We start from the raw sequence: 25,664 nt of genomic DNA on the forward strand, positions 1-25,664 counted from the left end.
CTTTCGTGGGGTACACAAAAGGGTAGACAGCGCAAGCTGTCGCAGGGAAAGTGTAGGTTTCCCTGTCGCGGCGCAAGCCGCCAATCTCTGCACAAGGCAATAATGCCCGGTGCGGAGATAAAGCCCTCGGCAGAGCGCACACGCCCGTTAGGGTGTATAAGTGCGCCCTTGTGTGCAAGGGTAATTCTTCGGTGTCGCTTCTCCGGCTCGTTTTCTCAAAAACTCCTGCGCTTTGTCGCTGAAAACCGCGGTGTAGAGGAAGTCGCGGGCTTCCTGTTCTGACATATCAATGAGTGCCGGGACAAGGCTTTCAAGGTAGCCGCCCCGCGAACAAAGACGGTGGTTGCGCTCCTTGCGCTTCTCAATGGCAAGTTTGCGGTCAAGCATTTTGTTCCTGTTCTCATACTGCCGGATTTTCTTCTGTGTCAGTTCCATTTCGGCGTTACATTCCTCGATGGTGGTCGGTGGTTTTTTCTTCGACATGGTAGCCCTCCTTTTTGATTTTTAGTAAAAGAAAAGGGCGGCTACTTCGGTTTGGAAATAGTCGCCCTGTTGGGGAATTATGTTATTGTTATTTGAATAATATTATTCTGCCGCGTCTGTGTTACTTTTATCTGCTTTCTTCATTTTCAAGGAGCCCAAAATAAAGACAGCTCCGAAAATGAAACAAAGGACAGACCAGATAGCAAGGTCAGAGAAGCTACCGTAATTTACAATTCCCAGCAGTCCGCCCAACAGATAGAATACTCCGGCAACAATTCCGCCGCCTTTGCTCTTTCGGGTTGCTACTCCAACGATGCCTGCAATCAGCATACAGAAAGCAAGCAACATTCCTGATGTTCCGCTTACTTCGCCGTTATCTGCTAAAGCATTTCCTAATCCGGCAGCGCAAGATTGAAAAGCTACTAAAACAAATAAAACCATGCTGATAGCACTAAAGCAAGCGAAAGAAGCAAGGTTACAAGTTTTTTCATTCCATTCCCTCCGTTATTAAAAAGTGTAACTTTCCAAATTTAAAAAAGCGACTCATAGAATTATTTCCTCCCGTTAAATAATAGATAACTATTAAAAATAGACAATACTTGCTCATAAGTAATGGTACTTAAATTGTTTACTTTGGCGTGTTTCATTGCTTGATGAAACTGATTTTTAGTAAACAGTTGACGATATTCTCGATTGACCCATTTTGAAACAAAGTACGTATATAGCTTCCAATATTTATCTGGAACATCTGTGGTATGGCGGGTAAGTTTTATTAAGACACTGTTTACTTTTGGTTTAGGATGAAAGCATTCCGCTGGCAGCTTAAGCAATTGCTGAATCGAGACTTGAGTGTGCAAGAGCAACCCTAGTGTTCGGTGAATATCCAAGGTACGCTTGTAGAATCCTTCTTCAACAATCAGATAGATGTCAGACGCACGGCTTTCAAAAACCACTTTTTTAATAATTTGTGTGCTTAAATGGTAAGGAATATTCCCAACAATTTTATACCTCTGTTTGTTAGGGAATTGAAACTGTAGAATATCTTGGTGAATTAAAGTGACACGAGTATTCAGTTTTAATTTTTCTGACGATAAGTTGAATAGATGACTGTCTAATTCAATAGACGTTACCTGTTTACTTATTTTAGCCAGTTTCGTCGTTAAATGCCCTTTACCTGTTCCAATTTCGTAAACGGTATCGGTTTCTTTTAAATTCAATTGTTTTATTATTTGGTTGAGTACTTTTTCACTCGTTAAAAAGTTTTGAGAATATTTTATATTTTTGTTCATGTAATCTCTCCTGAAGTGATTACATCTATAAACAAATACAGAAGTTAAACGATTTGTTTGTAATTTTAGTTATCTGTTTAAAAAGTCATAAGATTAGTCACTGGTAGGAATTAATCTAACGTATTTATTTATCTGCGTAATCACTGTTTTTAGTCTGTTTCAAAACAGTAGATGTTTTATCTACATTACGCATTTGGAATACCAACATGACGAATCCCTCCTTCTTAATTACAAATTTTTAGCATCTAATTTAACTTCAATTCCTATTATACAAAATTTTAGGACATTTTCCTACAAGGGGTCCCGAGCGCTTAGTGGGAATTTGTACCCCTTATCGATACAAATTCCCCGTAGGCGCTAGGGACCTCTTTAGCTTCTTGGAAGCTGTCAGTAGTATATCTAATAATTTATCTCCATTCCCTTTAGTAACGTGTACTTTCCTGTAAACGCATTTTATCGACAAATTAGCCGGGATATAAACGAATATTTACATTTCAAGACTTGAAAAACGCCGTCTGAAGAAGTATAATATTAAATACCTATAAGCAATAGGCGGTTTACAGGAAAGTACACCTTTCTGTAAAACCGCCTATTTACAATAATTTGGCTTTTTCGTAGATTTCTGCCCGGTAGCGAAAGGTCGCAAGGGGCATACCACACTCTTTTGCGGCTGCTGTGCCGGTAATTTTCCCGGCACGCCACCTCTGATAAACAGCATGAAAGTTATCCGGCAAGGGGCGTGGTGGTCGCCCAAAGCGCACACCCCGCGCCTTTGCTGCCGCGATACCCTCTGTTTGCCGCTGTCTGATATTGGTGCGCTCGTTTTCTGCCACAAAGGACAGCACTTGAAGCACAATATCCGAGAGAAATGTTCCCATAAGGTCTTTTCCCCGGCGCGTATCAAGCAGGGGCATATCCAAAACCACAATGTCAACGCCCTTGTCCTTTGTGATGATACGCCATTGCTGTAAGATTTCTTCATAGTTGCGTCCCAGACGATCTATGCTCTTGATATAGAGCAGGTCGTCTTTTTTCATTTTTCTAAGCAGCTTTTTGTACTGTGGACGCTCAAAATCTTTGCCGGATTGCTTATCCATAAAGATATTCTTATCTGAAACGCCTACCTCGCGTAAGGCGATAAGCTGCCTGTCCTCGTTTTGTTCTCTTGTGCTGACACGCACATAGCCGTAAATGCTTCCAGTCAATTTTTATCCTCCTGTTCGTTTTACATAGACATCAACCGTCCTTACCTAATAATTTTACTGTATCTTTGTGTCATGGCTTGCTTTTCCCGGCTGAAATACCATGCTTCTTTGCATAGTCGCTTGCCGCCTGTCTGCGTTCCTCGCTGTATGGTGCGGTCAGACGGAAAGAGAAGCGTCCCTTTGCAATCTCAAACTCCATACAGCCCGTTTCCGGGTCGCTGTCGGTCAGCTTACAGACAGAGGGGAAGCGGCGGCTGTACGCGGTCAGCCTGTTCTTCAAGTCGGTGTTGTGGGTGCGGATATGGATAAGGGGGTCTTTCTCGTCAAACCAAATATCGGTGGTCTTTTCCTGCTTTTTCAGTCCTGTTTTCATAAACTCTCCTTTCTGCGCCCCTGTTACGCAGTAGGGGCATTTTTCGGGTGTTTTCTTCGGCTCTTGACTTGGGAAAAACGGCGTTTTTTCAATAGAAAATGCTCTGGCGATACATTCCTCGTCCAGAGTGTTCCAATCGTCAAATATTCCGTTTTTACGGCTCTTGACCGTCAGACGCAGAAAAATGCGAATAGTCGGCAAGTATCGCTTTCAGCAGCTTGTCGCGGAATGTTTCTGCGCTTCTGTGATTGAAAAACAACTCCGCAACGATGGTCTGTCCGTTCCGCTGTGTTGTGATGATACCATCCGGCTGCTTCTGCGCGGTGGTTGTGGTTTTCTTTTCTGTCATTGGGTCACTCCTTCCTTTGGGTGCAAAAAAAGGATTTCCCATAGTTGGAAAATCCCTTTCTGCTGTCGGTTATTCTGTTTTACGATACGGGCAGCGCAGCGGCTTGCGCCTTTCGCTTTGCCCGATATTCCCGCGCCTTGATGCGTTCATACTCCCGGCGTTTTTCAAGGTTTTTCGCCCGGTATTCCTTTGAGTAGTTCCGATGATAAGCGCGGCTCTTTTCCTTTTGGGCTTCTTCGATTTTCTCCCGCATTTGCCGGATTTCTTCCTCTGTCGGCTCTGCAAGCTGTGTCAGTTCGTTTTCAAACTTGCCGATATAGCTGAAATATATCCCGATATGCTGAACAGCTTGTTTTGCCCTTTTCTTATCGCGCTCATGCACTTCAATTCTGCTGATAAATTCATTGAGAATGGCGGGGGTAAGGTCGGTAAAGGCGGCGTAGCGTTCTATCAGCTTCAAAAACTTATGCGCCCATCCTCCTGCGTCCTCAAACGCGGATAACTGTTCTTTGAGTTCTGCAAGTTCCGCTTTCAGCGTATAGTATTCCTCCGAATATTTCTGTGACATTTGCTCGTATCGGTCTTGTGGGATAGCACCGAGGGCGTTATCCTCGTAGAGTTTATTCAGCACCTTGTCAATCTGTTCAAGGCGTGTTGTAATTTGCGGAATACGCTTCTGCTGTTTTTTGCTCTTGTCCGTCTGCTGCATATCAAGGTTTTTTCGGACTAATGCTTCAAATTCCTCCCGGTTGCTTATGGAGTATTCTGCAACTTTTTTCAGAACATCCGCGATAGTCTGCATGACTAAATCAGCGTCTATGATGTGCGGGGAATTGCATTTGGGATTTTTGGCTTTGCCCTTGTGGTACTCGCTGCAAAAGGCAACATGACGCTTGCCGCCGTTCCTGTAATCTATGCGAATGTGCATTTTTGCGCCGCAGTCTTTACAGAACATCAAGCCCGACAAAGGGTGGATTTCTCCGTCCCCGTTAGGGCGTCTGACAGGCGCGTTTTCCAAAATCCGCTGTACGGTTTCAAAGTCGGCGCGGTCGATAATCGGCTCATGCACATTCTCGGTTATCTGCCATTCGCTTTTATCTACATAGTGGTTGCGCTTGTCCCGAAAATGCTTTGTGGTCTTGAAATTGACAACATCACCACAATACTCCTGCCTTGTGAGTATCTTGGTTAAGGTTGCTTTGTTCCATTTATAGCGATTTTCCTCGTTCAGCGGTCTGCTTTTCGCTGTCCCTCTGTCGTGCTGTTTGAGGTAGAACGTAGGCGTGAGGATTTGCTCGTTTTTGAGATATACGGCAATTTGGTTTCTGTTCTTCCCGCCGATAAACAGACGGAAAATCAAGCGTACCACTTCGGCGGCTTCCTCGTCGATTATCCAAAAATCCTTGTTGTTCGGGTCTTTCATATATCCGTATGGGGCTTCGGTGGCGATGGGTTTGCCGCTTGCACCCTTGGTCCTGATACCCGTTTTTACTTTCTTGCTGATGTCCTTTGCGTACCACTCCGACATGATATTGATAAAGGGCGCAAACTCCAATGTATCGGGATTGTCGCTGTCTATGCCGTTATTGACCGCGATAAAGCGGACATTGTTCCGTCTGAATACCTCCATTGCATTGCCGACTTGGAGATAATCACGCCCCCAGCGCGTCAGGTCTTTCATAATGCAGACGCCTATTTTTCCGTTTTCCACATCCTCCATCATGCGGGAATAGGCAGAGCGGTCAAAGAACCTGCCGCTTTCGTCATCGTCAATGTAGTGCCGGATATTGGTTAATCTCTGCTGTTGGGCGTACCGTTCCAGAAATGCCTTTTGGTTTACAATGCTGTTGCTCTCGCCGCCATCTCTGTCCTCGTCCCCGACGGAAAGGCGGGAGTAAAGGGCTGTAATTTTATTATATTCGTTCATGTGCATACCTCCTGCGTCCACATAGTTTTCCTTACAGTTAAGATTATGCACCACACCGGGCAGAGCCGTACTCCATGCCGTGGCGGTACTTCTTGGCGTTTTTTCCACGCAAATAGACCGCCAGCCGTAACCCTGCACCGCAGCACAAGCCCACCAGCAAATCGAGCGGATGCAAGCTGGGCAGCGGGTTCGCAAACGCCACCGGAACGGTGCCCATCATCGCCATGATCTTATCCCCCAGCTCTTTGCCCTCGGCAAGCCGCCACGCTTCGCCAATGTTGGTTGCCACCAGCCCCAGCAAAATATAGGGCAGATACAGTGCCAGCAGCTTTGTCAGCTTTTTCGTGGTCACAGTCCACGCTCCTGTTCCTTATGCCGGACTTTGCCGGGGAGTTCTGCCGCCGCCTGCACCAGTTCATGCAGTTTTGCCAGCACCGAGGGGCGTTTGTCTCTGTTCAGCAGAGATGCCGAATACTCTTTGAACGCCGAGTTGAAGGCTTCTGCATCCGGGGCTTTGAAAAAGACCAGATACCGGGGCGGCACTTCGGAGGTGTCCTTGCGGATGGCATAGTCGATGCCGTACTTTTTGGCGTAGCGTTCCAGACCACGGATGCCGGTCTTGCTGATCTCCACGCTGGACACACCCCGGTTTTGCCGCAGAAGGGTGCGGACGCTCTGCTTGCCTTGGGATGCCTTGGACTGGTACAGCCGAAACGCCGCTTTTACCGCCCGGAGAACGGTCCGGGCAGACAGCTTGGTGGTAGAGATCATAATGTTGAATGATTTCTGTTCGATTTCTTCCTGCACTGCCATCACCTCCCATGCAGCAGGATGCTTTTAGCGTTCATGCTCTGCCGAGGGCTTGGTGCGGGGCTTTTCTGCCGGGGGTTCATCAGGCACCGGCAGCACCAGCAGACGGTTGCCCAGCTTCAGAAAGGCTTCCGGTTGATGGAAAAGCTGCTCGTACTTCTGTGCCAGTTCCGGGGAGAGCGATACAAAATCCTCTTCGCCCAGCCCCACCACGAGAAAAGTCCCAGCAACGGCATCATACATTTCTCCGTTTTCATCCCGAAGGGCACGGTTCAGGGGCAGACCCATGAGCTTGCCGTCATCGTTATAAACGATGGCAACCGGATCTTCAAATGGGTAGCTTGCGCCGATGGAGCCGCCCACTGCCTGCTGCAAAGTCTTCAGGTCGTTATCGATCTCGACCTGCTGCGGATACTGTCCCGGTGCAATTTTCAGCACCGACAAGGTGTTTTCAGCCATGCGAATCCTCCTTTCCGTTCAGCCCGATTTCGCGGCTCTGTGCCGCCTGCATCAGAGCCGCCACAAAGAAGCCGAAAATGGCACCTGCTTCAAAAAAGGCGAAACCGATAAAAAAGTTCAGCATGGCACACCTCACTCCATGCAGATGCAGGGCAGCTTCTGGTCGTCTGCCATCAGGGTGATGCTGTGGCTTGCCAGATACTTCTGGAACAGGTAGACTTCATCGATGGTCAGCGAGATGACCTCGCCGTCCATGTTGGTGCGAACAAGAATCACCGGGCCGGTCAGGTAGTGCTTTCCGCCCATCTTCAGCACCTGCGCCGGGTTGTAGCAGAGCAGCAGCGAGGTGTTGGGAAGGTTCAGGCAGGCATCATCCTCCTCAAAGCAGGGCAGGATGCCGGGAGCCTCGTCCAGCGTGATGATGGTCAGCTCCATATCCGGGGCAATGGCAGCGAGATAGACTTCACCAGGCTTTTTTCTGCCGTTCAGAATCGTGTAGATGCGAGTATCAATGGTGACTTTCTCGGAACGGATGTGAGTGGTAGTAAAGTTCATAGACGTTTCCTCCAAAATTTTTGCAAAAATAAAAGACCCGGAACTGGGTCTTTTGGTTCAGTCTGCGATCAGCGCGCTTCTTCCTGCTTCTTCTGTTTTGCCTGTTGCTTTTTTAGTTGCCACTGGTCGAGCAGCTTGATGATGATGCTTTCCATCTGCCGGGGCGTGTAATTGCGTGGAAAGTATTTCCGCAGGGTTTCGTTTTTGATGGTCACGGTGTCCAGTTCGCTTTTCTTTTCCTCATTCATAATGTTGTAGACTGCATCATAGTCAAACTCACCCTGCTGCGCCAGCTTTTTTATCCGAATGGCTTGTGAAAGAGATGGTGCGTTCTGAGAAGCATCCATTGCTTCTAAAAAATCCTGTTGCTGTTTTTCGTCCAGATAGGACAGTTCTACCGCAGGGTTAAAAGAGATTTTTTTCTCGTCTACCATGTCGAGCAATTCAGGGACAAGGTTCGTCAGACGCACAAAACGCTGGACTTGATTGCGACTTTCGCCTGAATCTTTTGCTACTTTTTCATCGGCTCTCAACTTCGTCCCAACTTGGGACGAAGTTAAATCTGACCTAGCACCTTGATTTTTTATTGCATCCAGCTTCATCTTGTACGCAAATGCCCGCTCGCTGGGCAGGATGTGTTCTCTCTGCAAATTGGAATCGACCATCAATATCGTGGCGGCATCATCCTCCATGTTTCGCACAATGACAGGCACGGTGTCCAGATTTGCAAGCTCTGCGGCGTGTTTCCGACGATGCCCGGAGATGATCTCATAGCCGCCCTCTGGTCTGGGGCGGGCAATCAGCGGCGCAAGCACACCGAACTGCGAAATGCTTTCCACCGTCCGGGTCATGGAATCATCGTCCAGAACTTTGAACGGGTGGTTTTTGAACGGGAAAAGTTCGCTGACGGGAATCTGTTGTACCTGCTCCCGCTGTTCTTCCTGCCGGGACTCTTCGGTCGAAAAAATATCATCGAGACCTTTCAGTGCTACGTTTAAGCCGCTTTTCGGCATCCACCAACACCTCCTTCGCAAGAGATTGATAGGCTTCTGCCACCTTGCTCTTGGGGTCATACTGGAAAATGCTCTTGCCGGCGGCACTGGTTTCAGCAGCACGAACAGACCGGGGAATGGTCTGGTCGAACACCTTGATTTTACTACCGTATGCCTGACGAATCAAAGTGTCGATCTGCTTTCCATAGTTGGTGCGGCTGTCCGTCATGGTGAGCAGGATGCCCTCGATTTTCAGCTTCGGATTGATTTTCTGCCGGTGTACCTTACAGATTGTCTGCAAAAGCTGCTCCAGACCTTTGGCAGAAAGATATTGAGCCTGTACGGGTATCAAAGCAGTGTCTGCCGCTGCCAGTGCATTGATGGTGAGCATACCAAGGGAGGGAGTACAGTCCAGCAGGATATAATCGTACTCCCGTTTTGCTCCGTCCAACACCTGTTTGAGCATCTTTTCCCGGTTCATGCTGTTTACCAGAGCCACCTCCAATCCTGCCAATTCGATGTTGGCAGGGATGAGGTCTACGCCCTCTGCATGGTGCAGGATGCCCTCACCGGGTTGGATAGGCTGGTCGTTCATGGCTTTCTGCATCAGAGTAGACAATGTGGCAGGCAGCTCGTCCGGCTGCTGCCAGCCCATGCTGATGGTAAGACTGCCCTGCGGGTCAGTGTCCACCAGCAGAACTTTTTTGCCCTCCATCGCCAGCCCGATGCCCAGATTTTCACAGGTGGTGGTCTTGCCGGTGCCGCCTTTCTGGTTGACGATGGCTATCGTGGTTGCTTTCTTTGAAATTTTCATCACCTCCGATTCGCTAAGTCGTGGTTGGTTTGGTTCTGGTAGGAAAGCTGCATGGTGGTGGGCGCGTTGTACAGAGAAGCGAGCAGATATTGTTTCATGTTACGGATCGGGCTGCTGTTCTCTGCAAAGCACTTCAGCACAAAGCGGATGTGGTCGGCGTTCAACTTCATAAACCGACTGCATACCACCTCGGCGGGCTTATCGTCCCCAGCAATGTGCAGCAGCTTACGGTTGGTAGCGCAGGTGTCCACCAGCAAGTCTACGATCTGGTAGATAATGTCCTTGTCATCCGGGCAGAGCCGGAGCAAAAGGTCTATCTCCAAAGACTGAGAAAAATATTCTTCCAGTTGGGTGCGTTTGCTCATCCCATCCGCTTCTTCAGAATTGAATGGATCAGTCTCACTCATTTCAGTATCATTCTCTTTAGTCTTATTACATCGTGATTTTGAAGGGTCTTGACTTGCGTTTTTGAAGCCTCCAGAATCGTGAAAATCACGATTTTGGAATATTGATTTTGACGATTCTGCCGAAAAGTTCTTCACATACACCAAACTTGGCTTTCCCAGACCTCTGCGTTTTCGTTCAATCAGACCAAACTTTTCGAGTTCCCGGAGCAGCTTGGTCGCTTTGTTGTCTGCGCAACACAACGCCCTCTTGACATCCTCTATCGTGAAGATGATGAACACCCGGTTCTGCTCGTCCAGCCAGCCGTTTTTCACAGACAGGCTCATGCGGTCCAGCAGGATGCCGTACAGGGTTTTTGCATCGGTGGACAGACTCTGGAACCGTGGCTCCTGAAAAAGAGCCTTGGGAATGCGGTAGAATGAAAACAGTTCTCCGGCTTGTCCGTAAAAGTAGTCAAGGGTCATGTGGCTTTTTCAACGTTTTGCTCCAGCTTGTGTTCAAAAAATCAACCGCCTTTCGTTTGAAAATAAAAAGCGCACTCTTTTCTTATTGAAAAGTGGTGCGCTATGTAATATAATGGCTATATAATTTAGCTATCCAAAAGATAGTCGATGAGATATTCTTTCGGAATCATGAAAGATCGTCCGACTTTCAGGCAGCGAATTCTATGTTGATGGATTCTTCTGATGATGGCAGTCTGGCTTTTGAAACCGAGTAAAGTTGTTGCTTCTTCGACAGACAGCACATCAGGATAGTTCACAAATAATTTTTTATAATACTCTTTTGCTTGATTTTGATTCATTATCCTTGACTTTCCTTTCGTTTTGTGCCTAAGCAGAGGAGCGTTTTGCCCTGCATCCCTCCTGAACATCCCTCCAATTTCCATTTGGGCGGTCCAAACCGAAAAAACAGAGTAGAGGAAAAACGCATCGAAAAATCGTGGATATTTCAAATTATTGTTCGTTGAGGCGTGAATTTTGCCTTTGCACAGTGGGAACCAGATATCACTAGATATCACTGGATGACACCAGATGGAAGATGCGGATAAAAACTCAAAATCCCTTGTGCTAATAACACGTGTGGGTTCGACCCCCACCACCGGCATAAAAGCCCATCAGGCATTCGCCCAATGCCGTTAAGTTAAGAGGCTAAAGAAAAATAGACTTCATCAAAAAGATGAGGTCTATTTTTTTTTTGAAAAAGATCAAGAACAAATTTTGTGCACTCTTTTCCGGATATGCCAAGGCCCCCGCAGAACACGGGATCTGCAGGGGCCTTGCGGGCAATATTTTTACAGCATTTTGACCGCCAGTGCTTCACTGGTGCGATCTTGTGCGGCGTTGGCATTTTCGGGGTCGTCCATGGTGTAGCGCAGCACCAGCACTTCAGCCACATACAGCAGCGCCACCTTGACCGGGATGTTGCCGGAGTCCAGCGGGCTTTCCTGCGCACCACACAGCAGCACGATATCCGCCAGCTTTGCGCCGGGCGAATCCTCATAATGGGTGAGCAGAATGATCTTTGCGCCCGCCGCCTTGGCCGCGCGCAGCGTTTCCAGCATATCGCGGGTAGCGCCGGAATAGGAAACGAACAGCACCACATCCTCCGGGGTCATCAGGCTGGCCGTGATCAGCTGCATATGGCTGTCGCCTGCCGTGCGGAACTTGGTGGAGATGCAGGCAAAGCGGGCGCAGATATCATTTGCAATATACATGCTGCCGCCCTGACCAAGGCAGTACACCTGCCGGGCCTTGTGCATCAGCTCCGAAGCCTTGTCCACCGCCTCCGGCGAAAGATTGTTCTGGGTGCCGTTGATAGTAGTCATCAGCAGGGCGCTGGCGTGCTCGCACAAAGCTGCCGTGTCGGCATCCGGCTCCGGCACATGCTGGTTGACCAGTGCACCGGTGGCGTTGGCCTGCGCCAGCGCAATGCGCATTTCATGATAGCCCTCAAACCCCAGCGCCCGGCAGAAGCGGAACACCGTTGCCTCTGCCACACAGCACTCCTTTGCCAGCGAGGAGATGGACAGATACTGTGCCTCTGCCGCGTGCTGCACAAGATAGTCCGCCACGGTGCGGCCCGATTTTGTCAGGTCGCCCTGATGCTGCTGCAGCAGCTCCCAAAAATTCGTTGCCATTTTTCTTTTTCCTCTTTTCCGGCACAGCAGTCCACCGACCCGGATCAGCTGCCGACCGTTTCATTCACCTTTATAAAAAGTATAAAAGAATCGTCCCCGCTTCGCAAGAGACGCATTGCCCACATTTTGGCCCGCAGTTCTGTGCAGAGCACACAGTTTTGGCGGAAAAAACGGCCATTCTGTGAAAATATCTTTCAATTTTGCATTTTTGTTTAGAAAAACATTTTCACTATCGTTTCGGTGGGTTTGTACCATTTTGTAATAATTTCAGAAGAGTAAAGCAAGATTTTCTTTGCATTTCAACATATATCCCACACTTTTGTGCACAATGCACACTGTCATTCTGAAAATTTATGAAAACCATGAATGGACAAAATGAAAATATTTTTCTATAATGGAGCCATCAAGAGCGGTCGCTGGCACGGCAGGCCGCCAACAACGTGAAGCATCTTGAATGCGAAGGAGAAACTACTATGAAAAACTGCATTTCCCGCCGTTCGTTCCTGAAGGCCGCTGGCATTCTGGGCGCAGCCGGCGCTCTGGCCGCATGCGGCGGCTCTTCTGCAAGCACCAGCACTGCTGCTTCCACCGCAGGTTCTACCGCTGCAAGCGCAGCTGCTTCTTCCACCAGCATCAAGCTGTGGACATACCCCATCGGCGGCTGGGGCAATGACGACACCGTTCAGGGTCTGGTTTCCAGCTTCAACGCAAAGTATCCTGACATCAAGGTCACTGTGGAGTATCTGGACTACACCAACGGCGACGATCAGGTGAACACCGCTATCGAGGGCGGCAGCGCACCTGATCTGATCATGGAAGGTCCCGAGCGTCTGGTTGCAAACTGGGGCGCAAAGGGCGTTATGGCTCCGCTGAACGACCTGTGGACCGACGATGCCAAGAAGGACATTTACGAGTCCGTGGAGTCCGCCTGCAAGGACACTGCCGGCAACTACTACGAGTATCCCCTGTGCATGACCGCACACTGCATGGCCGTGAACATGACCAAGGTCAAGGAAGTGGGCGCTGACCAGTACATCGATACCGACAAGCACACCTGGAGCACCGACGGCTTCCTGAAGACCGTTGATGCCCTGTACAACGGCGGTTACGAGAACGTTGCAGCCATCTACTGCGCAGGTCAGGGCGGCGACCAGGGCACCCGCGCCATCATCAACAACATGTACGGCGGCACCTTTACCGATGCAGCTCACACCAAGTACACTGCCGACTCCGCCGAGAACATCAAGGCGATCCAGACCCTGCACGACACCAAGGGCATCAACTTTGACGCTTCCATCGCAGGCGGCGACGAGATCACCCTGTTCCGCAACGGCACCCTGCAGATGGCTTTCTGCTGGAACATTGCACAGCAGGCCAACAGCGACAACAACGCCGCCGGTCTGACCAACGATGGCGACGAGATCTTCCCCATGGCCTTCCCCACCGAAAGCGGCGACCCGAAGCTGTGCGGCGGCATCTGGGGCTTCGGCATCTTTGATAACGGCGACGAGGCCAAGATCGAAGCAGCCAAGACCTTCATCGACTTCATCGCTGCCGACCCCGATCAGGTCAAGGACAGTGTGCTGGCTTCCACCTACTTCCCGGTCCGCACCAGCGTGGGCGATATCTACGCCGACAACGAGATCATGAGCGAGTACAGCAAGTTCATGGCTTATCTGGGCGACTACTACCAGATCACTCCGGGCTGGGCAACCGCACGTACCGAGTGGTGGAACATGCTGCAGCGCGTCGGCTCCGGTGAGGATGTCGAGACTGCCGTCAAGACCTTTGTGGACAACGCAAACGCTGCCGCACAGGCATAACGCATCCGTTCTGCCAGGGGCAGATAATTACTGATTCTTCGCCCCTTCCTCGAAGACCCCGACGAGGGAGGGGCTTTATTTGTAAAAAAAAAATCATAACTGAAAGGAACGGTGATCCCCTTGGCTGCAAAAACGGCGATCAAAGAGCCTAAGCGCAGCAGTGCGCTGGTACGGCGCGAGACCTTTGCCTCCTACTGTTTCCTGCTGCCCAGCCTGATCTTCTTTCTGGGCTTCGTCATTTACCCCATGGTGCTGTGCGTGGTGACCAGCTTCTTCGATTCCACCATGAACCGTGCCGATATCTTTGTGGGCCTTGCAAACTACAAAGAACTGTTCACAGACCCCATCTTTCTGGGTGCTCTGAAGAACACCTTCATCATCGTGGTGGTGTCCGTGCCCGTGACCTGCGCCTTCTCGCTGTGGGTCTCCTCTGCCATCGTAGACCTGCCCGAGTGGGCTACCAGCCTTTTCCGTTGCGTGTTCTACCTGCCCGTGGTCACCGGCTCTGTGGCTGTTACCGTGGTGTGGAAGTGGATGTACAACAACTACTATGGCATCTTCAACTATCTGGGCAAGACTCTGGGCCTCATTGACAAGAACATCAACTGGCTGGGCGATGAGCGCTTTGCTCTGGGCTGCATTATCCTGATCCTGCTCACCACCTCTGTGGGCCAGCCCATCGTGCTGTACGTTTCCGCTCTGGGCAATGTGGACCAGTCCATCGTGGAAGCCGCAGAAGTGGACGGTGCCACCGATTTCCAGTGCTTCTGGAAGATCAAGTGGCCCGCCATCATGCCCACCACCCTGTACATTCTGGTCATTACCACCATCAACTCCTTCCAGTGCTTTGCGCTGATCCAGCTGCTGACTTCCGGCGGCCCCAACCACAGCACCGATACCATCATGTACTACATCTACTACACCGCCTTCAAGCTGTACCGCTACGGCTACGGCAACGCAATGGGTGTGGTGCTGGCAGTCATCATCGCCATTCTGTCGGCTGTCCAGTTCAAGCTGGGCAACCAGGATAATTAAAGGAGGTGCCGGACAATGAGTGCAAATGCCGCTGCAAAAAAGCAAAAACCGTTGAAGCGTCACCCCAGCAAGCTCAAGAGAATGAGTGCCTACATGATCCTGACGCTGATCCTCATCAGCATCGTTGCGGTGCTGTTCGCCTTCCCGCTGTACTGGATCATCACCGGTTCCTTCAAGACCGGTGCCGCCATCAACGCCACCACCCCGGAATGGTGGCCCAGCCAGTGGGTGCTGACAAACTATCAGAAACTGTTCTCCGGCAAGAGCGCCCCGCTGTGGCAGCTGGCTGTGCCCTTTGGCTCCAAGTTCAGCGCTAACGGCGAGCCCATCTACTTCTCGGTAGGCCCCACCGCTCCCGCTGCCATCCGCTGGATGATCAACACCGTGTTCATGGCCGTCATGTCCATGATCCTCACCTGCATCACCGCCGCCATGGCCGGCTATGCACTGGCAAAAAAGCGCTTTGTAGGCCGCAAGCTGCTGTTCACCCTCATCGTGTGTGCAATGGCTCTGCCCAAGCAGGTCATTCTGATCCCCCTGCTGCGCGAAATGAGCAGCCTGAACCTGTACAACACCATCTGGGCCGTCATCTTCCCCATTGTGGGCTGGCCCTTTGGTGTGTTCCTGATGAAGCAGTTCAGTGAGGGCATCCCCACTGAGATGCTGGAAGCGGCCCGCATCGACGGTGCAAGCGAGGCCAAGACCTTCATCGACATCGTGCTGCCCATGGTCAAGCCGGGCATCGGTGCACTGGCCATCTTTACCTTCATCAACAGCTGGAACGACTACTTCATGCAGTTGATCATGCTGTCCAGCACCAGCAACCTGACCATCTCGCTGGGCATTGCAAAGCTGCAGGCTGAGAACAGCACCGACTTTGGCCTGATCATGGCAGGTGCCGCACTGGCTGCTGTGCCTATCATCATCATCTTCCTCATTTTCCAGAAGTACTTTACCAAGGGCATCGCAATGGGTGCTGTTAAGGGCTAAAATCCCGACCGCCGCCTGCGGGCAAAGACTTCCCCCGGCCGGGGGAAGATGTCGCGCAGCGACAAAAAGGGGCATGCAGGGAGGGATTTTTGGCGCAGCGGTCTGCAAGACGCAAGGCCCGCCCAAGGGCCGAAGCGGATGCAGGGCACCGCAAGAGGGCGCTGATGCCGCTGCCCGGAACAGAAAGCGTACGAGCTTGATGCAAAACCATTTCATCTGTATTTATTACTATTTTTAAAGAAGGGTTTGGAACATGAAAGATATCAAAAAATATCAGGGTGTTATTCCTGCTTTTTACGCCTGCTACGACGCAGAGGGCAACATTTCCACCGAGGGTGTCAAGGCCCTTACCCGCCATCTGATCGCCAAAGGCGTCAAGGGCGTGTATGTAGGCGGTTCCTCCGGCGAGTGCATCTACCAGCACGTGGATGAGCGCAAGGCCGTTCTGGAAGCCGTGATGAGCGAAGCCAAGGGCAAGCTGACCGTCATTGCGCATGTCGGCTGCAACAATACCGCCGACAGCGTGGAGCTGGCCCGCCATGCCGAGAGCGTGGGCGTGGATGCCATTGCATCCATTCCTCCCATCTACTTCCACCTGCCGGAGTACGCCATTGCAAAGTACTGGAACGATATGTCCGCTGCTGCTCCCAACACCGAGTTCGTCATCTACAACATCCCGCAGCTGGCAGGCACCGGTCTGACCATGAGCCTGCTGAAGGAAATGCTCAAGAACCCCAATGTAGTGGCTGTGAAGAACAGCTCCATGCCCACGCAGGACATCCAGATGTTTAAGGATGCCGGCATCGCCGCCCGCGGCAAGGGGAACTTTGTGGTGTTCAACGGCCCCGATGAGCAGTTCGTTTCCGGCCGCGTGATCGGCGCAGACGGCGGCATCGGCGGCACCTACGCTGTTATGCCGGAGCTGTATCTGGCCATGAACGAGCACATCAACAAGGGCGAGATCGAAGCCGCACGCGCCATCCAGTACGAGGCCGACCGCATCATCTACAAGATGTGCGAAGCCCACGGCAACCTGTACGCCGTGCAGAAGGAGATCCTGCGCCGGATGTACGGTCTGGAGCTGGGCGGCGTGCGTGAGCCGATGCCCGGCCTGATTCCGGAAGATGAAGCCATCGTGGCCGAAGCACAGGCCATGATCGAAGCTGCCATCGCAAAACTGTAAAATTGAAGCAGCGCCCCTCTCCGTCTCTTTTCAGAGGGGAGAGCGGGCGCTTGTTTTTGGAGGGACGTTTTATGATCTGTGATACCCTGCAGCACCTGACGCGCTACAAGGGCCTTTGCAAAAATCTCGACACGGCCATTGATTACCTGCTGACCCACGACCCTGCCAGCCTGCCGCTGGGCCGCACCGAGGTGGATGGCGAGGAAGTTTTTATCAACACGATGGATGCCACGCTCCATTCCGACCACGGCTACCACCCGGAATATCACAAAAAGTACGCCGACCTGCAGCTCGACATCACCGGCAGCGAGGGCTGGGGCTTTACCACAAATCCCGGCAGGGAGATCGGCGATTTTACCGGCGACTGCGGTTTTCAGGACAGCGCCAGTGTCGTGACCGGCACACTGGGCGAGGGACGCTTTGTGCTGTTCTTCCCTACTGAGCTGCACAAACCCGGCCTTGTACAGCACGGCTGTGTGGGCGTGCGCAAGGCTGTTGTAAAGATTCGGATGGAGGATTGAACGATGGATAAGGAAAAACTGTTTGCTCAGATCAAGGGTGGTCTGATCGTCTCCTGTCAGGCACTGGAGACGGAGCCCCTGTACACGAAAGAAGGCGGCGTGATGCCGCTGATGGCGAAAGCCGCCGCCATGAGCGGTGCTGTGGGCATCCGTGCCAACACCGTGCGCGACATCACCCAGATCAAGCAGGTGGTGGACCTGCCGGTCATCGGCATCATCAAAAAAGACTACCCCGGCACGCCCATGTACATCACCGTTACCATGAAGGAAGTGGACGAGCTGGTAGCCTGCGGCGTGGACATCCTTGCCGTGCAGGGCACCGGTGCTCTGCGCCCGGACGGCTCCACCTCTGCCCAGTTCATCCGCGCCATCAAGGCAAAGTATCCCGACCAGCTGGTGATGGCCGACTGCGACAACTTTGAGAACGCCATGGCCTGCGCCGAAGCCGGTGCCGACTTTGTGGGCACCACCATGCGCGGCTACACCCCGGAGACAAAAGGCATTGACGATATCGACTTTGATTTTGTCCATAAGCTGGCCGCAGAGTGCCCGGCAAAGGTCATTGCCGAGGGCCACATCCACTACCCGGAGCAGGCGGTCAAGGCGCTGGAAGCCGGTGCATTCGCACTGGTGGTGGGCGGTGCCATCACCCGCCCGGCAGAAATCACGGCCCGCTTTACCGGTGCCATCAACGCTGCAAAAAAGTAAAATGGAGTGTGCCGGATGAAACAGTATTTTGGCATTGATATCGGCGGCACTGCCGTCAAGCTGGGCATCGTGGATGAGACCGGCAGGGTGCTGCTCAAGGGCGAAGAGAGTGTCAGTTTTGACGGCTACCAGACGCCTGTTCTCACCACCGTGCGCAAGGCCGCAAAGGAGTTTTTGACTACAAATTCCATCCCGGTGGAAAGCCTTGCGGGCATCGGCGTTTCAGCCACCGGTCAGATCGACAGCCGCAAGGGCATCGTGGCCGGTACCTGCGGCAACTTTCCCAATTACATCGGCAGCCCTATCAAGGCTGCGCTGGAAAAGGACTTCGGCCTGCCCGTCACAGTGGCCAACGACGCCAACTGCATGACGCTGGGTGAAGTGTGGGTCGGCGCTGCACAGGGCTATACGGACGTGATCGGTGTGACCCTTGGCACCGGCGTGGGCGGCGGCATCCTGACCGGAGGCCATTTGTTAGAGGGTGCACGGGGCCTTGGCGGTGAGCTGGGTCACTACCGCACCCACGCACTGGACGGTGTGGACTGCACCTGCGGCGCAAAGGGCTGCTGGGAACGCTACGCTGCCACCACCGCGCTGGTGCGCGCAGCACAGGAAAAGAGCCCCGATTGGAAGGATGGCCGCGCCATCTTTGCCGCAGCCGAAGCAGGCAACGAGACAGTTCTTGCCCTGCTGGACCACTGGACGGACGAGATCGCACAGGGCCTTGCAGGCATGGTGCACATCTTCAACCCGCAACTCATTCTGATCGGCGGCGGCGTGAGCGCGCAGCAGAAACTGCTGATCGAACCCATTGCCGCAAAGGTAAAAGCATCGGTCATGCCCGCCTTTGCAGAGGGGCTGGAAGTGCGCGCCGCTCAGCTGCACAACGACGCCGGTATGGTGGGCGCAGTGTACTACTTCCGGCAGACCATGGAAAAGGAGTAATCATATATGAAAACACATATCCTCTGTCTGGGCGATTCCAACACCCACGGCTACTGTGCCGACCCAAACGACTGCGCCGACCACGGCATCCGCTTCAATGAAGAGGAGCGCTGGACCTGCCGCCTGCAGAAGGCGCTGGGCGACGAATACCTTGTGACCGAAGAGGGACTTTCCGGCCGCACCACCGTATTTGTGGACCCCATCCACGAATCCATGGATGCCCTCAGCGTTATCTATGCCCTGCTCAAGAGCCACGAGGTCATCGACCTGCTCATCATCATGCTGGGCACGAATGATGTCAAGGAGCGCTTTGGTGCCAATGCCGCCTGCATTGCTGCAGGCATGGAGCGGCTCATCCTCAAAGCCAAGAGCGTAGACTGCTGGGGCACCAAACAGCCCAACATTCTGGTGGTGGCACCTCCTCCCATCGGTGCAGGCTTCCACGATGCTGTGATGGGCAATGGCTGTGTGGAAAAATCTGCCGGTGTAGCCGGGCAGCTCCGCATCATCTGCGAGCGGCAGGGCGTGCACTTCCTCGATGCAAAGGACTGCGAGTTCAACAAGGTGGATTTCATGCACCTGACCCGCAAGGGCCACGCACAGCTGGCGGAGCTTCTGGCAAAAGAAGTGCCGGGCCTGATCTGAGCACGATTTTAAATGCTCTCCGCTTCGCTCTGAGCATCTTTAGCGGAATTATTATTTTTATTGGGTTCTCAAAAAGCCTGCGGGCTTTTTGAGAACTTTTTTCACGAAATAGGGTCATAACCACAAACGGCATCAAACTCACAAGCAGCCTATATTTTATTTTTAATTTCTGTTTTGTTCATCTTGTAAAACATAGCAGAATCGGCTATACTTTCCGCAGAAAGAACCATTGAAAGGAACTGTGCCATGCCTGAACTTTTAAAAGCGCCTGTCACCCCTGCTCAGCAGGCAAGAGATACCCTTTTGGGTGCCCTTGTGGGCCTTGCAAGGGCCACCACCAGCGAGCCCAAAACGGACGACACCGACGAGGTGCTGAACGCCGGTCTGCGCCTTGCCGCGCAGCCGGATGCACCGGAGGAAAGGCTGCAGCGGATGCTTGCCATCGTCCAGACTGAAAAGCACCGCGTTGCCCCGGGCTGCGCCACCTGTGCCATGCCCTGCGGCAACACGAACGATTACGATTTTGTTCGCCTGTGGGCTGCGCCCGAGAGTATCCGCACCCTCAAGCTGCAAATGCTTTCTGCCGCGTTTGCGCTGGCCCAAAAGCACCCGCAGGGTCAGGCGCAGGCCGCCGTTTATCAGCTGCTGTTCACCCTTGCCGAGGACTGGGACGAGGAGCTTCTTACCCCTGTTGTGCAACACGCCGAGGAGCTTTGCCGGGAGTAAATCCGGGCCGGAAAGCCGCCGCTTTTACCCGCCGGGTTTGTAGCGGGAGCGTTCCCGGCACAAACCAGAAAGGTCCGCCTTTTTTGCGTGTTTTTGTGGCAGTTCCGTAATACTGCTGCATCAAAATGCATTCCAGTGAGTTTCACACCTGATTTCCTGCCTTTTTCCGAAAGTTTTTTGCAAAAAAGACTTTACAAACCATTTCTAAAAACTTATTATATAAGTAATATATTTCATGGAGCCAATGCTGTGCAGCCCCCTGTGCAGCATCCAAATACGATCAAGGAGGGGTTTATCTATGCCCGAAAAGAAAAAGACCGCAGCGGCTGCTCCTGCTGTGGAAGCTCCTGCCGCTGAGGCCAAGGAGTCTACCGCTGAGACCAAGGAGTCTAAGACCCGTAAATCTGCCAAGGCCCCTGCACGCCGCGGCCGTCCTCCGCTTGCACCGGAGCTGTATGTGGAGTTCAGCGGCAAGCAGTATAACGTGACCGATATCATCGACCGTGCCAAGGCCGATTACCGCGCTACCCACAAGGTTGGCGTGCAATCCTGCAAGGTATACGTCAAGCCCGAGGAAGACGCTGCCTATTACGTGATCAACAAAGTCTCCGGCAAGCTGGAGCTGTAACTTTTCCTGTATTCTTTTCTCCTGCTGCAAAGCACTCCGCACCTGTTTTGCGGCAGGTTGTCCGTTCCCACACAAGGCTCCATTTTAAACCGTAAAAAAGCTGCCCTGCATCCAAAAATGCAGGGCAGCTTTTCATTTTACATCAAACCATCTTTTCCAGATCGGATGATGCTGGATCACGGGGTCCGGGTCCGGGATCTCGAACACATAGCGCTCGGTAGCGTTGATCACGGTGGTCTTGCCGCGGGTGCACACGCGCGGCAGCTTTGCATCATAGTTCAGGTGCACATGGCCGTGCACGAACCACTGCGGCTCGTATTCATCCATCAGATCATTGAAGCACGCAAAGCCCTTGTGAGCATGATCCGTGCTGTCGTTCAGGCCAGCCGCCGGGGAGTGGGTGAGCAGCAGGTCGATGCCGCCCACATGATGGGCCTTGCGCCAGAGTTTGCGCACACGGCGGCGCATTTCCCTTTCCGTATACTGGAAGCTGTCCTCCCGGTTATTGTAGCGGATGCTGCCGCCCAGTCCCATAATGCGCAGGCCCTTCCACACATACACGCTGTCGTCCACACAAATGCATCCGCCAGGTTCATTTTCCCTGTAACTGCCGTCGTGGTTGCCGTGGACATACAAGATGGGCGCAGCCGTAAAGTTCGTAAGATATTCCAGATACTTCTGCGGCAGATCCCCGCAGGAAAGGATCAGGTCGATGCCTTCCAGATGTTCGCGGGTACCGTAGTCCCACAGTGCTTTAGAGGGCACATCCGAAATTGCAAGAATTTTCACATCGGTTTGCTCCGTTCTCTCTCGGCCTGAGGGCCGCTTATTTCACAAACCCTTTCAGGGTATTGAGGCCGTTGATCGCCATCAGCGTATGCGTTTTTACATCCAATTCATCGTAGTGCGGCAGCGCACCTTCCACGCATTCGTCCAGCCAGTCCATCTCCATCAATTCCTTGGGACTGTAGACCACGGCCTCCGGCGAGTGCAGCACATGCCCCTGCGCGTACAGATCTTCCGGGAAGATGCGCAGGTCGTTCTCGCTCAGCATCTTTTCCATCAGGTCCAGCAGCTGTAAAGTGCCTGCGGGCAGGTCTTTGCTGTAATCGATCTCCTCTGCGCCGCTGCGCATCCCCCACCAGTAATTCACGGCTCTGGCTCCCGCTGCATCGTTGTCCCACGCTCCGTCAAAAATGGAACGGATGATCTCGGTATAAAAGGTATCCCACCGCCACACCGGCAGGCCCAGCGGCTGCAGGGTGCCGTCCGGCTGGCGGCGGCACAGACCGTAGTCCCGGTGGGTGCCTTCCGGCTCGCGGTTATCGCGGGCATAGAAGATCTCCACATCCGGCCGGTCAGAGAAATCCAGCGGGTGTGCCGGGTCCGGCAGGCAGGCCCAGCGCAGCACCACCTTTGCGTCCGGGCGCACGGTCTTCAGGCCCTGCGCATAGGCGTTTACTGCCGCCGGGATGCCATACACCGGGTTTGCCGCCACATAGCCCACGCGGTCGGTCCTTGCCATCACGCCGGCCAGCATTCCCAGCAGATAGGTCACTTCATACGTGCGGGGATAGTAGGTGCGCACCAGCGGGTGCGGCGCGTTGAGCGAGCAGTTCAGGATGCGGGTCTTGGGGTGCTGGGCCGCCACCTTCAGGCAGGCGGTATGCATCCGGGCACTTGAGGTGAACACCACGTCGGCATTGTCGTGAGCCACATCCTCCAGCACCTGCTCCGCGTCCACCTCAGGCTCGATGTTCTCTTTGCGGGTGATGAATACCCGGTCCGGGAACGCCTGCTGCAGTGCTTCGATGCCCTTGTCGTGGGCGCGTACCCATGCGCTGTTTTCGGCGTTGTGCTCGTGCAGGAACACCACCTTCAGCTCACTGGGCTTTGTAAAGATGTTCAGCTTTGCCAGCAGCGGTTCACCGGGGCCCTGCTTCGGCTCCAGCGAAAGGGCCACGGCCTGCGGCTCGGTGAGCACCTTCACCTCATCCCACAGCTTTTCCAGATTCTGCTTCATCTGGCTGGGCGTGCTCTCGCAGGCATCCGCGTAACGGTAGACCGACAGATACACCAGCATGGCATCGCCGGCAGTCAGATTCAGTCCGCCGCCGCCCAGAGCCAGAAACTGCTGGCGGAACATGGTATAGAAGGCGGAAAAGCTCAGCCGGTCATCATCCGTCCAACTTTCACCGCTGGCCTTGCACACCAGCGTCTGCAATTTTGCGTAACCCCCCAGACGGGAGAAATGCACATCGTTGACCTTGGAGAGCTTGTAAAAATCCAGAAATTCGTAGTAGATACGGTTTTCCAGACTGTCGTTCCGTTCCGGGACGAGCCGCGTGACCGTGCCCGCGATCCTGACCGCATCAAAATACTTGAGCACCGATACCCGCTTGTTGCCTTCCTGCACATAGAATTTGTTCAGGAACTCGTAGGCGATGATGGGGGTGTGGATGCCTTCTTCCAAATGCGCATCGCAGAGGTTCGACCACTTGCCTGCAAACTCGGTGTCCGGCTCCAGCAGGGGCATAAAGTTCGGTGCAAAGGCGGTGTGACGGCCGCTGGTCTTTGTGCCGACGATGCTTTCCGCCGGGATCTCCACAAGGCCCAGCGGCTCCTGCGCCACGATGTTCACATTGACCAGAATATCGTCCAGCACCGCAAGATACGGCGACTGGCCGCGCGCCACACAGGCACGGTAAGCGCGCTGGCCGCTCTTCAGTGCGTTCTTGTAATCTTCCAGCATAGTTGCTCCTTTTTCTCAGCTGCAATGCGCTGCAGCCAGCTGCCGCAGCGTCCTTCTTTAGTATACCATGAAATTTGATTTTATGGGAGGATTTTCCGCACAAAAGAGTTGATTTATCCTGCAGTTTCAGGTACGATAATAGAAAGCAAACAATGATAGGAGCATTCTTTCCATGCAGACCGAACAGATCCCCGTACTCAAGGCCGACGAATATCCCGGCGGCATCTGGTATTACGAGCCGCATACATATCAGCCTTACCGTTACATACTGGGCCGCATTGGCACCCACCCGCTGGTATGCATTGGCATCAACCCCAGCACCGCCCAGCCCGGTGCGCTGGATCCCACCTTGAAAAGTGTGGAGCGCCTTGCCGCCGCCAACGGCTTTGACAGCTGGATCATGTTCAACGTGTATCCCCAGCGCGCCACCGACCCAAACGATATGGACCGTGTGCCGGACCGTGCCCTGTGCGACGAAAATCTGCGCTGGCTCCGGGCAGTTCTGGCCCAGACCGAACCCACCATGTGGGCAGCGTGGGGCACGCTGATCGAAAAGCGGGACTATCTGCCCGGCCTGATGCGGGAGATGGTGGCCCTGACGCGGGAACGGGAGATCCCGTGGATCACCTTTGGCCGGCGCAGCAAAAAGGGCCACCCCCACCACCCGCTGTACCTGCGCAAGGATTCCACCCCGGAACCCTTTGATGTGGAAAATTATCTGAACACCTGCTTTTAATTTTTCAGGTGCCCGATGCGGAGGGATCTTTTTGACCGCAGAACATTATCACGCCCTGCACAGCTGGATGGATGTCCACCCCACAGCCAAGCGCTGTGTGGTGGCACTGGACCGCTGGCTGCCGCTCATCCCTTTTGTATGTTATCCGGTGCTGCTCTGCCTGCTGAACGTCCGGCTGTTTCGGCTGCTGGGCAGTCAGCGTCAAGCCGCGCTGGATCTCACCGCCGTCATTGCGCGGACGGTGTTCGTGCCGGGGCTTACCTTCTGGGGCGGCACCATCCTGCGGGACAGGCTGAACCTGCCGCGTCCCTATGAACAGCCCGGCTTTGAACCGCTGCGGCACAAGGAGACCCGGGGACACTCCTTCCCCTCCCGCCACGCGCTGAGCGCTTCCGTGCTGGCCATGGTATGGATGTATTTCTACCCGAAGGCGGGCTGGGTGATGGTGGGCATCACGGTGCTCATCTGTGTTGGCCGTGTGCTGACCGGCGTGCACCATATCCGCGATGTCGTGGGCGGAGCCGCGCTTGGCTTTGCTTTGGGCTTTGCGGGCATGTGGCTGCTGTAAAGCAGTGCTTTGCGGGCTTTGAAAAAAGAAAAAAGATTTTTGCATTTTTTGCTTGACAGAATGGGGCCTGTATGGTATTATACTTCTCGCAGCGTGTGCCGACACACAGCTGCCGCCATAATGGAACCCATGGGATTACAACGTGCGCCCGTAGCTCAGGTGGATAGAGCAACTGCCTTCTAAGCAGTGGGCCGGGGGTTCGAGTCCCTTCGGGCGCATCTATGTGGTGCCCATAGCGTAGTCGGTTAACGCGCCAGATTGTGGATCTGGAGACCGTGGGTTCGAGTCCCACTGGGCACCCCACCAAAAAATCCGCTGATGCTTTGCATCAGCGGATTTTTTTATTTGGCGGGGTGCCCAGTGGGGCTCGAACAAGGCGGCTCTGACGCATCAGCGGCAGAGCAACCAACAGCCCAGTGGGCTGTTGGTTAGCCTGCGGGTTCCAATCAGTAGGAATGTCTACCAAGACAAATGCTGTGCTGATGCTCTGCATCGGCGGATTTTTTATTTGGTGGGGTATCCCAGTGGGACTCGAACAGCACGCCATTATTTTCTGCTAAAAAAGCATGTGCAGAACACCTCTGGCCGGAACGGCTCCTGTGTGCT

At 53.2% G+C, this 25,664-nt stretch carries 32 protein-coding genes, 2 tRNA genes and 1 pseudogene; 14 read left to right on the forward strand and 21 right to left on the reverse strand.

The features are described from left to right. Positions 1 to 147: 147 nt before the first annotated feature. The 19 genes and pseudogenes from DW937_RS07835 to DW937_RS07925 all read right to left on the reverse strand — a co-directional run bounded on the left by DW937_RS07835 (position 148) and on the right by DW937_RS07925 (position 11,798). Positions 148 to 483, reverse strand: a complete 336-nt coding sequence (locus tag DW937_RS07835) for a DUF3847 domain-containing protein (RefSeq protein ID WP_071143482.1) — start codon at positions 481 to 483, stop codon at positions 148 to 150. A gap of 102 nt (positions 484 to 585) precedes the next feature. Further along, the gene (locus DW937_RS07840) at positions 586 to 924 is read right to left on the reverse strand and encodes a hypothetical protein (RefSeq protein WP_102288625.1); all 339 of its coding nucleotides are present in this window, start codon (positions 922 to 924) and stop codon (positions 586 to 588) included. A gap of 26 nt (positions 925 to 950) precedes the next feature. Next, positions 951 to 1,090 (reverse strand): annotated as a pseudogene (locus DW937_RS07845) (rRNA adenine methyltransferase); the annotation flags it as partial. Further along, positions 1,035 to 1,772, reverse strand: coding sequence for a 23S rRNA (adenine(2058)-N(6))-methyltransferase Erm(B) (gene erm(B), locus DW937_RS07850; protein ID WP_001038795.1), 738 nt, complete (start codon positions 1,770 to 1,772; stop codon positions 1,035 to 1,037). The pseudogene DW937_RS07845 and the gene erm(B), both read right to left, overlap by 56 nt. Before the next feature lie 124 nt (positions 1,773 to 1,896). Next, positions 1,897 to 1,980, reverse strand: a complete 84-nt coding sequence (locus DW937_RS07855) for a 23S rRNA methyltransferase attenuation leader peptide (RefSeq protein ID WP_001814874.1) — start codon at positions 1,978 to 1,980, stop codon at positions 1,897 to 1,899. Between the two features lie 385 nt (positions 1,981 to 2,365). Beyond that, positions 2,366 to 2,977, reverse strand: coding sequence for a recombinase family protein (locus tag DW937_RS07865; RefSeq protein ID WP_071143484.1), 612 nt, complete (start codon positions 2,975 to 2,977; stop codon positions 2,366 to 2,368). Between the two features lie 70 nt (positions 2,978 to 3,047). Beyond that, the gene (locus DW937_RS07870; RefSeq protein ID WP_071143485.1) at positions 3,048 to 3,350 is read right to left on the reverse strand and encodes a hypothetical protein; all 303 of its coding nucleotides are present in this window, start codon (positions 3,348 to 3,350) and stop codon (positions 3,048 to 3,050) included. Between the two features lie 154 nt (positions 3,351 to 3,504). After that, complete coding sequence (locus DW937_RS07875) at positions 3,505 to 3,699, reverse strand: transposon-encoded TnpW family protein (protein ID WP_071143486.1); 195 nt, start codon at positions 3,697 to 3,699, stop codon at positions 3,505 to 3,507. 79 nt (positions 3,700 to 3,778) lie between these two features. Next, positions 3,779 to 5,626, reverse strand: a complete 1,848-nt coding sequence (locus DW937_RS07880) for a recombinase family protein (protein WP_207732025.1) — start codon at positions 5,624 to 5,626, stop codon at positions 3,779 to 3,781. Between the two features lie 43 nt (positions 5,627 to 5,669). Next, complete coding sequence (locus DW937_RS07885) at positions 5,670 to 5,978, reverse strand: conjugal transfer protein TraG (protein ID WP_120120584.1); 309 nt, start codon at positions 5,976 to 5,978, stop codon at positions 5,670 to 5,672. Beyond that, positions 5,975 to 6,439 (reverse strand): PcfB family protein, encoded by a 465-nt coding sequence (locus DW937_RS07890; protein WP_120120585.1) that lies wholly within the window; start codon positions 6,437 to 6,439, stop codon positions 5,975 to 5,977. Before DW937_RS07890 ends, DW937_RS07885 begins: the two co-directional genes overlap by 4 nt. Before the next feature lie 24 nt (positions 6,440 to 6,463). After that, complete coding sequence (locus DW937_RS07895; protein WP_120120586.1) at positions 6,464 to 6,901, reverse strand: DUF3846 domain-containing protein; 438 nt, start codon at positions 6,899 to 6,901, stop codon at positions 6,464 to 6,466. Then, the gene (locus DW937_RS15410) at positions 6,888 to 7,019 is read right to left on the reverse strand and encodes a hypothetical protein (protein ID WP_279221256.1); all 132 of its coding nucleotides are present in this window, start codon (positions 7,017 to 7,019) and stop codon (positions 6,888 to 6,890) included. Before DW937_RS15410 ends, DW937_RS07895 begins: the two co-directional genes overlap by 14 nt. A gap of 8 nt (positions 7,020 to 7,027) precedes the next feature. Then, positions 7,028 to 7,450, reverse strand: a complete 423-nt coding sequence (locus DW937_RS07900; protein WP_097839639.1) for a hypothetical protein — start codon at positions 7,448 to 7,450, stop codon at positions 7,028 to 7,030. A gap of 68 nt (positions 7,451 to 7,518) precedes the next feature. Then, entirely contained in the window at positions 7,519 to 8,463 is a 945-nt protein-coding gene (locus DW937_RS07905) for a ParB/RepB/Spo0J family partition protein (RefSeq protein ID WP_097791889.1), read from the reverse strand. Next, a complete protein-coding gene (locus tag DW937_RS07910) occupies positions 8,420 to 9,256 on the reverse strand; it encodes a ParA family protein (protein WP_117475933.1) in 837 nt (278 codons plus the stop codon). The genes DW937_RS07905 and DW937_RS07910 overlap by 44 nt, the downstream gene beginning before the upstream one ends. Further along, positions 9,256 to 10,125: a DUF6017 domain-containing protein gene (locus tag DW937_RS07915; protein ID WP_117475934.1), complete on the reverse strand. Its 870-nt coding sequence runs from the start codon at positions 10,123 to 10,125 to the stop codon at positions 9,256 to 9,258. The genes DW937_RS07910 and DW937_RS07915 overlap by 1 nt, the downstream gene beginning before the upstream one ends. A gap of 125 nt (positions 10,126 to 10,250) precedes the next feature. Further along, positions 10,251 to 10,766, reverse strand: a complete 516-nt coding sequence (locus DW937_RS07920; RefSeq protein ID WP_120120587.1) for a helix-turn-helix domain-containing protein — start codon at positions 10,764 to 10,766, stop codon at positions 10,251 to 10,253. A 186-nt stretch (positions 10,767 to 10,952) separates the two neighbouring features. After that, the gene (locus DW937_RS07925; RefSeq protein ID WP_120120588.1) at positions 10,953 to 11,798 is read right to left on the reverse strand and encodes a MurR/RpiR family transcriptional regulator; all 846 of its coding nucleotides are present in this window, start codon (positions 11,796 to 11,798) and stop codon (positions 10,953 to 10,955) included. A gap of 473 nt (positions 11,799 to 12,271) precedes the next feature. Here DW937_RS07925 and DW937_RS07930 point away from each other — a divergent pair, with 473 nt between their 5' ends. The 10 genes from DW937_RS07930 to DW937_RS07975 all read left to right on the forward strand — a co-directional run bounded on the left by DW937_RS07930 (position 12,272) and on the right by DW937_RS07975 (position 21,002). Continuing rightward, a complete protein-coding gene (locus DW937_RS07930; protein ID WP_120020526.1) occupies positions 12,272 to 13,621 on the forward strand; it encodes an ABC transporter substrate-binding protein in 1,350 nt (449 codons plus the stop codon). A gap of 111 nt (positions 13,622 to 13,732) precedes the next feature. Beyond that, positions 13,733 to 14,656, forward strand: coding sequence for a sugar ABC transporter permease (locus tag DW937_RS07935; RefSeq protein ID WP_207666638.1), 924 nt, complete (start codon positions 13,733 to 13,735; stop codon positions 14,654 to 14,656). 15 nt (positions 14,657 to 14,671) lie between these two features. Next, complete coding sequence (locus DW937_RS07940; protein WP_005944590.1) at positions 14,672 to 15,646, forward strand: carbohydrate ABC transporter permease; 975 nt, start codon at positions 14,672 to 14,674, stop codon at positions 15,644 to 15,646. Between the two features lie 253 nt (positions 15,647 to 15,899). Next, entirely contained in the window at positions 15,900 to 16,829 is a 930-nt protein-coding gene (locus DW937_RS07945) for a dihydrodipicolinate synthase family protein (protein WP_120120589.1), read from the forward strand. Positions 16,830 to 16,900: 71 nt separating this feature from the next. Beyond that, on the forward strand, positions 16,901 to 17,350 hold the full coding sequence (locus DW937_RS07950; RefSeq protein ID WP_097776406.1) for a YhcH/YjgK/YiaL family protein: 450 nt from the start codon (positions 16,901 to 16,903) through the stop codon (positions 17,348 to 17,350). A gap of 3 nt (positions 17,351 to 17,353) precedes the next feature. Next, positions 17,354 to 18,058 carry an N-acetylmannosamine-6-phosphate 2-epimerase gene (locus tag DW937_RS07955; protein WP_097776405.1) on the forward strand — a complete coding sequence of 235 codons (705 nt, stop codon included), beginning with the start codon at positions 17,354 to 17,356 and terminating at the stop codon, positions 18,056 to 18,058. 15 nt (positions 18,059 to 18,073) lie between these two features. Next, positions 18,074 to 19,003, forward strand: coding sequence for an ROK family protein (locus DW937_RS07960; RefSeq protein WP_120120590.1), 930 nt, complete (start codon positions 18,074 to 18,076; stop codon positions 19,001 to 19,003). Between the two features lie 6 nt (positions 19,004 to 19,009). Further along, positions 19,010 to 19,648, forward strand: coding sequence for a GDSL-type esterase/lipase family protein (locus DW937_RS07965; RefSeq protein WP_120120591.1), 639 nt, complete (start codon positions 19,010 to 19,012; stop codon positions 19,646 to 19,648). Positions 19,649 to 19,894: 246 nt separating this feature from the next. Beyond that, positions 19,895 to 20,374: a hypothetical protein gene (locus tag DW937_RS07970; RefSeq protein WP_120120592.1), complete on the forward strand. Its 480-nt coding sequence runs from the start codon at positions 19,895 to 19,897 to the stop codon at positions 20,372 to 20,374. Between the two features lie 298 nt (positions 20,375 to 20,672). Beyond that, entirely contained in the window at positions 20,673 to 21,002 is a 330-nt protein-coding gene (locus DW937_RS07975) for a DUF6465 family protein (protein ID WP_120120593.1), read from the forward strand. A gap of 132 nt (positions 21,003 to 21,134) precedes the next feature. Here the strand turns inward: DW937_RS07975 and DW937_RS07980 are convergent, their stop codons facing one another. Both DW937_RS07980 and DW937_RS07985 read right to left on the reverse strand, forming a co-directional pair. Then, on the reverse strand, positions 21,135 to 21,791 hold the full coding sequence (locus DW937_RS07980; RefSeq protein WP_097776402.1) for a metallophosphoesterase family protein: 657 nt from the start codon (positions 21,789 to 21,791) through the stop codon (positions 21,135 to 21,137). 37 nt (positions 21,792 to 21,828) lie between these two features. After that, a complete protein-coding gene (locus DW937_RS07985; protein ID WP_120120594.1) occupies positions 21,829 to 23,754 on the reverse strand; it encodes a BMP family ABC transporter substrate-binding protein in 1,926 nt (641 codons plus the stop codon). A 172-nt stretch (positions 23,755 to 23,926) separates the two neighbouring features. Here DW937_RS07985 and DW937_RS07990 point away from each other — a divergent pair, with 172 nt between their 5' ends. From DW937_RS07990 to DW937_RS08005, 4 genes are all read left to right on the forward strand, one after another. Then, positions 23,927 to 24,490 carry a DUF1643 domain-containing protein gene (locus DW937_RS07990; protein ID WP_120120595.1) on the forward strand — a complete coding sequence of 188 codons (564 nt, stop codon included), beginning with the start codon at positions 23,927 to 23,929 and terminating at the stop codon, positions 24,488 to 24,490. A gap of 31 nt (positions 24,491 to 24,521) precedes the next feature. Then, entirely contained in the window at positions 24,522 to 25,058 is a 537-nt protein-coding gene (locus tag DW937_RS07995) for a phosphatase PAP2 family protein (RefSeq protein WP_243111445.1), read from the forward strand. A gap of 144 nt (positions 25,059 to 25,202) precedes the next feature. After that, positions 25,203 to 25,276, forward strand: a tRNA-Arg gene (locus DW937_RS08000). A gap of 8 nt (positions 25,277 to 25,284) precedes the next feature. Beyond that, positions 25,285 to 25,361 (forward strand) — tRNA-His (locus tag DW937_RS08005). Positions 25,362 to 25,664 lie beyond the last annotated feature (303 nt).

Source organism: Faecalibacterium sp. AM43-5AT, assembly GCF_003603345.1.
Classification (GTDB): Bacteria; Bacillota; Clostridia; order Oscillospirales; family Ruminococcaceae; genus Faecalibacterium; species Faecalibacterium taiwanense.